The sequence below is a fragment of the Lonsdalea britannica genome (assembly GCF_946477055.1).
Taxonomy (GTDB): Bacteria; Pseudomonadota; Gammaproteobacteria; order Enterobacterales; family Enterobacteriaceae; genus Lonsdalea; species Lonsdalea britannica_A.
Genome location: NZ_CAMKXG010000193.1, coordinates 1 through 6706, shown reverse-complemented (window position 1 = coordinate 6706; position 6706 = coordinate 1). Strand labels below are relative to the sequence as shown.

General features: G+C 58.5%; 6 protein-coding genes and 1 pseudogene. All 7 read left to right on the top strand.

The features are described 5' to 3' along the window. Positions 1 to 735, top strand: a 735-nt coding sequence (gene wecA / locus Q7O77_RS12730) for a UDP-N-acetylglucosamine--undecaprenyl-phosphate N-acetylglucosaminephosphotransferase (protein ID WP_304167871.1), incomplete at its 5' end; no start/stop codon positions are given. Between the two features lie 12 nt (positions 736 to 747). Beyond that, the gene (gene wzzE / locus Q7O77_RS12725; RefSeq protein WP_304167868.1) at positions 748 to 1791 is read left to right on the top strand and encodes an ECA polysaccharide chain length modulation protein; all 1044 of its coding nucleotides are present in this window, start codon (positions 748 to 750) and stop codon (positions 1789 to 1791) included. A gap of 54 nt (positions 1792 to 1845) precedes the next feature. Continuing rightward, positions 1846 to 2976: a non-hydrolyzing UDP-N-acetylglucosamine 2-epimerase gene (gene wecB / locus Q7O77_RS12720; RefSeq protein WP_304167866.1), complete on the top strand. Its 1131-nt coding sequence runs from the start codon at positions 1846 to 1848 to the stop codon at positions 2974 to 2976. Continuing rightward, entirely contained in the window at positions 2973 to 4235 is a 1263-nt protein-coding gene (wecC, locus tag Q7O77_RS12715) for a UDP-N-acetyl-D-mannosamine dehydrogenase (RefSeq protein ID WP_304167862.1), read from the top strand. The genes wecB and wecC overlap by 4 nt, the downstream gene beginning before the upstream one ends. A gap of 44 nt (positions 4236 to 4279) precedes the next feature. Further along, on the top strand, positions 4280 to 4984 hold the full coding sequence (gene rffC, locus Q7O77_RS12710) for a dTDP-4-amino-4,6-dideoxy-D-galactose acyltransferase (protein WP_304167859.1): 705 nt from the start codon (positions 4280 to 4282) through the stop codon (positions 4982 to 4984). 4 nt (positions 4985 to 4988) lie between these two features. After that, on the top strand, positions 4989 to 6119 hold the full coding sequence (gene rffA / locus Q7O77_RS12705; protein ID WP_304167856.1) for a dTDP-4-amino-4,6-dideoxygalactose transaminase: 1131 nt from the start codon (positions 4989 to 4991) through the stop codon (positions 6117 to 6119). A 1-nt stretch (position 6120) separates the two neighbouring features. Continuing rightward, a pseudogene (locus Q7O77_RS12700) lies at positions 6121 to 6684 on the top strand (oligosaccharide flippase family protein); the annotation flags it as partial. Positions 6685 to 6706: the final 22 nt, after the last annotated feature.

Sequence of the window (6706 nt, the reverse complement as noted above, 5' to 3'; positions counted from 1 at the left end):
CACCTGGGTTACATCTTCGGTGACTGGAATCTCAGTCTCGGGCCTTTCAACTATCTGCTGACGCTATTCGCCGTTTGGGCCGCGATAAACGCGTTCAACATGGTGGACGGTATCGATGGGCTGTTGGGCGGATTGTCCAGCGTCTCTTTCGGCGCGATCGGCATTTTGCTGTATCACAGCGGGAACCATAGCCTGGCGCTGTGGAGTTTCTCGATGATTGCCGCGACCTTACCCTATATCCTCCTGAATCTCGGCGCTTTCGGCCGGCGATATAAAGTTTTTATGGGCGATGCGGGCAGCACCATGATGGGCTTTACGGCGATCTGGCTCCTGTTGCAAAGTACGCAGGGAGAAGCGCATCCCATCAATCCGGTGACGGCGCTGTGGATTATCGCTATCCCGTTAATGGACATGGTCGCCATTATGTATCGCCGTCTGCGTAAAGGCATGAGTCCGTTTTCCGCGGATCGTCAGCATATCCATCATCTGGTCATGCGGGCAGGCTTCACCTCTCGTCAGGCATTTGTGCTGATTACGTTGTCAGCCGCCGTGCTGGCGGCGATAGGCATGGCAGGGGAGTTCCTTCCCTTTATTCCTGAATGGCTGATGCTAGCCTTATTCCTGCTGATGTTTTCCCTCTACGGCTTCTGCCTGAAACGCGCGTGGCGGGTTGCGCGTTTTGTGAAGCGGGTAAAACGTCAGCTGCGCGAGCGGTCTTACTCTCAACCACGATAATCTGGGGATAGAATGAGTACAGAGAATCATGTTGTCCGGCACAACCAGTGGGATAATGAACTGGATATCCGCGGCTTGTTTCGGGTGCTTTGGCGAGGAAAACGCTGGATCGCCGGTTCGGTCGTGCTGTTTGCCGCTCTGGCGATGCTGTATGCCTGGCTAGCGCCGCAGGAGTGGAGCGCCACGGCGATTACGGATAAACCTACCGTGAATATGTTGGGCGGTTTCTATTCGCAGCAGCAGTTCCTGCGCAACCTGGATGCCAAATCTTTTGCGACCCCGCCCGCAGATCAACCGCCCATCACGGCGGAAGCCTATGCGGAGTTTGTGATGCAGACCGCGGCGTACGATACACGACGTGATTTCTGGCTACAGTCTGCCTATTATCGTGCCCGTCAGACAAGGGACGCGAGAGCGGACGCCGCATTGCTGGATGAACTGGTCAATCAGATTCAGTTCACGCCATATGACGAAGCCAAAAAAACCAACGATAGCGTGAAGTTGACGGCGGAAACGTCGGCGGATGCGAATGTCCTGCTGCGACAGTATGTTGCTTTCGCCAGCCAGCGTGCGGCGTCGCATCTTAACGAGGCGCTCGACGGCGCCTGGGCGGCTCGTACCGTTTTCATGCGTTCTCAGATCAAGCAGCAGGAATCGGTTGCCAAAGCGGCCTACGATCGTGAGCTGCACGTTGTCGAACTGGCCTTGCAGGCCGCTCGCCAACAGGGCATTCGCCAGAATGCGGCGGAGACGCCTGCCAACGAGCTGCCTCCCTCTGAACTGTTCCTGCTGGGCGTGCCGATGTTACAAGCACGGCTGGAGCTTTTGCAGGCCGGTGGCCCGCAGTACGACAGCGATTACGACCGCAATCGGGCGCTGCTGAACACGCTATTGGTGGGGCCCGTGGTTGAAAAACAATTTCAGACCTACCGCTATCTGCGCACGCCGGAAGAGCCGGTGAAACGCGATAGCCCGCGTCGCCTGCTGCTGCTGGTAATGTGGGGCAGCGTGGGATTGGTGATTGGCGCAGGCGTGGCGTTGGCGCGCCGTCGCTAACCGGCCTTGCCTGTGGCGGAACGCCCTATTTTATCTGACTAAAGAGCATCGAATGTGAAAGTCCTGACTGTTTTCGGCACCCGCCCAGAAGCGATTAAAATGGCGCCATTGATTCACGCATTGGCTCAGGATGCGTTTTTCGAGTCAAAAATCTGCGTCACGGCTCAGCACCGGGAAATGCTGGATCAGGTTCTGGAACTGTTTGGTATCAAGCCCGATTTTGATCTCAATATCATGCAGCCGGGGCAGGGACTCAGCGAGATCTCCTGTCGTATTCTTTCGGGGCTTAAACCCGTTTTAGAGGATTTCCGTCCCGATTTGGTGCTGGTGCACGGCGACACCACGACGACGTTGATGGCCAGTCTGGCCGCCTTCTACCAGCGCATTCCGGTAGGGCATGTGGAAGCGGGACTGAGAACGGGCGATATTTATGCGCCTTGGCCGGAAGAGGCGAATCGCACGCTCACCGGCCATCTGGCGCAGTACCACTTTGCGCCCACGGACAGCGCCCGGCAGAACCTGCTAAAAGAAAACGTGCCTGATGCCGCCATCAACGTGACCGGCAACACGGTGATCGACGCGCTATTCTGGGTTCGCGACCTCATTGCCCGCGATCCCAAACTGAATCAGCCGCTACAGGCGCAGTACGCCTTTTTATCCGAACAGCGCAAAATGATTCTGGTCACGGGCCACCGTCGGGAAAGTTTCGGCGGCGGTTTCGAACGGATATGCAGCGCTCTGGCCGCCATCGCTCAACGTCATCCGGATGTCCAGATTGTGTATCCGGTGCATCTCAACCCCAACGTCAGCGAGCCGGTAAACCGCATTCTCAGCGGTATCGACAATATTTTCCTGATAGCGCCACAAAATTACCTGCCGTTCGTCTATTTGATGAACCGCGCTTACCTGATTCTGACGGATTCGGGCGGCATTCAGGAAGAAGCGCCTTCGCTCGGGAAGCCGGTTCTGGTCATGAGAGACACGACCGAACGACCGGAGGCGTTGGCCTCCGGCGTAGTGCGGCTCGTCGGCACTGATGCGACGAAGATTTTGAATAACGTCTCAGAGCTGCTGACGGATGAGTCAGCCTACCAGGCCATGAGTCAGGCGCAGAACCCTTATGGCGACGGTCACGCCAGCCAGCGTATCCTCGCGGCATTAAAAGAAAATCAGGTAACGTTATGAGTTTTAATACAATTTCAGTCATTGGCTTGGGGTATATCGGTTTGCCCACCGCCGCGGCTTTTGCATCGCGGCAGCATAAAGTGGTGGGGATTGATGTGAATCGCCGTGCTGTGGCGACCATCAATCGCGGCGAAATTCACATTGTCGAGCCGGATCTGGATCGGGTCGTCAGCACGGCCGTGGCCGAAGGCTATCTGCGCGCCTGCGAGCAACCGGTGCCCGCCGATGCCTTTCTTATCGCGGTCCCGACGCCGTTCAAAGGCGACCACGAACCGGACCTGAGCTACGTTCAAGCTGCCGTCGAGTCTATCGCCCCCGTGCTGGTGCCCGGCAATCTGGTCATTCTGGAGTCGACATCTCCGGTCGGCACGACTGAACAAATGGCCGAGTGGCTGGCGCAGGCCCGCCCTGACCTGAGTTTCCCACAGCAAGCCGGCGAAGAGGCGCAAATCAATGTGGCCTACTGCCCAGAGCGCGTTCTGCCCGGGAAAGTGATGGTAGAACTGATCAAAAATGACCGCGTTGTCGGTGGGATGACGCCGACCTGCTCAGCACGCGCCTGTGAGCTTTACCGCCTCTTTTTGGAAGGTGAGTGTGTAGTTACTAACTCCAGAACCGCCGAAATGTGCAAGCTGACGGAAAACAGCTTTCGCGATGTGAACATCGCCTTCGCCAACGAGCTGTCGCTGATTTGCGATGAACAACAGATCGACGTTTGGGAACTCATCCAATTGGCAAACCGCCACCCGCGCGTCAATATCCTGCAGCCGGGGCCGGGCGTCGGCGGTCACTGCATCGCGGTCGACCCGTGGTTTATCGTGGCGCAAAATCCTGCACTGGCGAGGCTGATTCATACCGCCCGTCTGGTCAATGACGCAAAGCCGCAGTGGGTCGTGGACCGGGTGAAAGCCGCGGTTGCCGAAGCGTTAGTGAACACTGACAAACGTCCGAGCGAGCTCCGCGTCGCCTGTTTCGGGCTGGCGTTTAAACCGGATATCGACGATTTACGCGAAAGCCCGGCGCTGGATGTCGCGACCCGCATTGCCGAATGGCATACGGGAGAAACGCTGCTCGTCGAACCGAATATTCAGCAACTGCCGGATTCTCTGCGTGAGACGGCAACGCTGGTGGATTGCGCCACGGCCTTACAAAAGGCCGATGTGCTGGTCATGCTGGTCGATCACCGCCCGTTCCGTGCGATTGCGCCTGAACAGGTCAGCCAACGTTGGGTGGTGGATACCAAAGGCGTATGGCGCTAGCCGCCCGCCGATAACCGCTTTTTTGCGATAACAGGACGCCGTTTATGCCGCTGCATGCCGTTGTGGAACCTTTAAGCTGGGAAAGCGCGTTCTTTCATCGCGCCAGCGGCAGGCTGCTGTTTTCAGACGCGGCGCCGGTGCTCAATGCCGCGGCGATGGCGCAATACGACATCGTGCAGGCGAAAATCCCGACGAATGCGACCGCACAGGCGGATGCACTGGCTGCGTTGGGCTTCCGCCTGGCGGAAAGTGAGGTCGACCTGAGCGTATCTTTGCCCGAACAGCCGGATGTCGAGGCGTTCGACGGCGTACGTCGGGCCGTGGAAAGTGATATCCCCACGCTGTGCGAAGCGGCTCGGACGACGTTTGCGCTGAGCCGTTTCCGCACGCCGTGGTATGCGCCAGGAGACAGTGGACGATTTTATGCCCGCTGGACGGAGAATGCGGTGCTTGGGACGTTTGATGATGTCTGTCTCCTGCTGGAAGACGCGCATCATCGGCCGCAAGGGTGGGTGACATTGCGACAGTTGCCGGAGCAGGAAGCACGCATCGGTTTACTGGCAGTGTGGCCGGGACAAACCGGACGCGGCATCGGACGCCGCCTGATGCAGGCGGCGGAAACGTGGTGCCGACAGCAGGACGTTCGACGTTTACGGGTCGCGACCCAACTTGGCAATATGGCGGCGCTGCGGCTTTATCTCAGCCGCGGCGCGCGAATCGACAGCACAGCCCATTGGCTATACAGGTGACGATATGATCCCATTCAATGCTCCGCCCATCGTAGGCTCCGAGCTGGAATACATGCAGGCCGCCATGCGCAGCGGCAAGCTATGCGGCGACGGCGGCTTTACCCGTCGCTGTCAGCAGTGGCTCGAGCACTATTCCGGCAGTCCCAAAGTGCTGCTCACGCCTTCCTGCACCGCCTCGCTGGAGATGGCGGCGCTGTTGCTGGATATCCAGCTCGGCGACGAAGTCATTATGCCGAGCTACACGTTCGTCTCGACGGCGAACGCCTTCGTGCTGCGTGGCGCCACCATTGTCTATGTCGATATCCGCCCGGATACGCTGAACATTGATGAAACCAAAATTGAAGCCGCGATCACCGACCGCACCCGGGTGATTGTGCCGGTGCACTATGCCGGCGTGGCGTGTGAAATGGATGCCATTATGGCATTGGCGCAGAAACACGGGCTGTACGTGGTAGAAGATGCCGCGCAGGGCGTGATGTCCCGCTACAAGGGACGCCCGCTGGGATCTATTGGCCATATCGGCTGCTTCAGCTTTCATGAAACCAAGAACTATACGGCGGGCGGCGAAGGCGGGGCGACGCTGATCAATGACCCGGCGCTGATTGACCGTGCGGAAATCATTCGCGAGAAAGGCACCAACCGCAGCCAGTTCTTCCGCGGTCAGGTTGATAAATATACCTGGCGCGATTTGGGCTCCAGCTACCTGATGGCGGATATTCAGGCGGCCTATCTGTGGGGACAGCTGGAAGCCGCGCAGCGCATCAACGAGCGTCGACTGCGTCTGTGGGATGCCTATTATACCGCGTTCCGTCCGTTGGAAGCGGCGGGGAAGCTGGAACTACCGACAGTCCCGGCTGACTGCGTACACAACGCCCACATGTTTTATCTACGGCTGCGCGATATCGAACAGCGCAACGACTTCATCAGCTATATGAAAGAAGCCGAGATTTTGTCCGTCTTCCACTACATTCCGCTGCACAGCAGCCCGGCAGGGCTGCAGTTTGGGCGTTTCTCCGGCGACGACCGCTTCACCACCCGCGAGAGCGAACGGCTGGTGCGCCTGCCGCTGTTTTATAACCTGCGCAACGTGAATCAGCGTACCGTCATCAGCACGGTGCTGAGCTTCTTCTCCTGATATGTCGCTCGCCAAGGCATCGGTCTGGACGGCAGCCTCGACGCTGATCAAAATCGGGGTGGGGCTGGTCGTCGTTAAGCTGCTGGCCGTCTCTTTCGGGCCCAGCGGCGTAGGACTGGCGGGGAATTACCGCCAGCTGATTACCGTGCTGGGCGTATTGGCGGGCGCGGGTATTTTTAACGGCGTCACCAAATACGTCGCGGAATACCAGCAGCGTCCGGCGGAGCTACGATCTCTGTTAGGCACGGCGACCACGCTGGTTACCGCGTTTTCGCTGGCGTTAGCGCTGGTGCTATGGCTGGCGGCGGCGCCGATAGCCGAAGCGTTGTTCGGTGAAACGCGCTTCGCCTCCGTTATTCGCGCGTTGGCGCTGCTTCAGGTCGGGATTGCCTATGCCAACCTGTTTCTGGCGATCCTGAAAGGGTATCGCCATGCGCGGGGCAATGCGCTGGCGATTATCGTGGGAAGCATCGTGGGACTGGCAGCCTATCTGGCTTGTTTCTGGCTGGGCGGTTATGACGGCGCGCTGGTCGGTTTGGCACTGGTGCCTGCCTGTCTCTTTATACACATCTGACGCTGCCGACGAA

Bases quoted from the DNA above. Each gene is read 5' to 3' on its own strand.
- wecC (WP_304167862.1), top strand. From the start codon at position 2,973: ATGAGTTTTAATACAATTTCAGTCATTGGCTTGGGGTATATCGGTTTG.
- rffC (WP_304167859.1), top strand. From the start codon at position 4,280: ATGCCGCTGCATGCCGTTGTGGAACCTTTAAGCTGGGAAAGCGCGTTC.
- wzzE (WP_304167868.1), top strand. From the start codon at position 748: ATGAGTACAGAGAATCATGTTGTCCGGCACAACCAGTGGGATAATGAA.
- rffA (WP_304167856.1), top strand. From the start codon at position 4,989: ATGATCCCATTCAATGCTCCGCCCATCGTAGGCTCCGAGCTGGAATAC.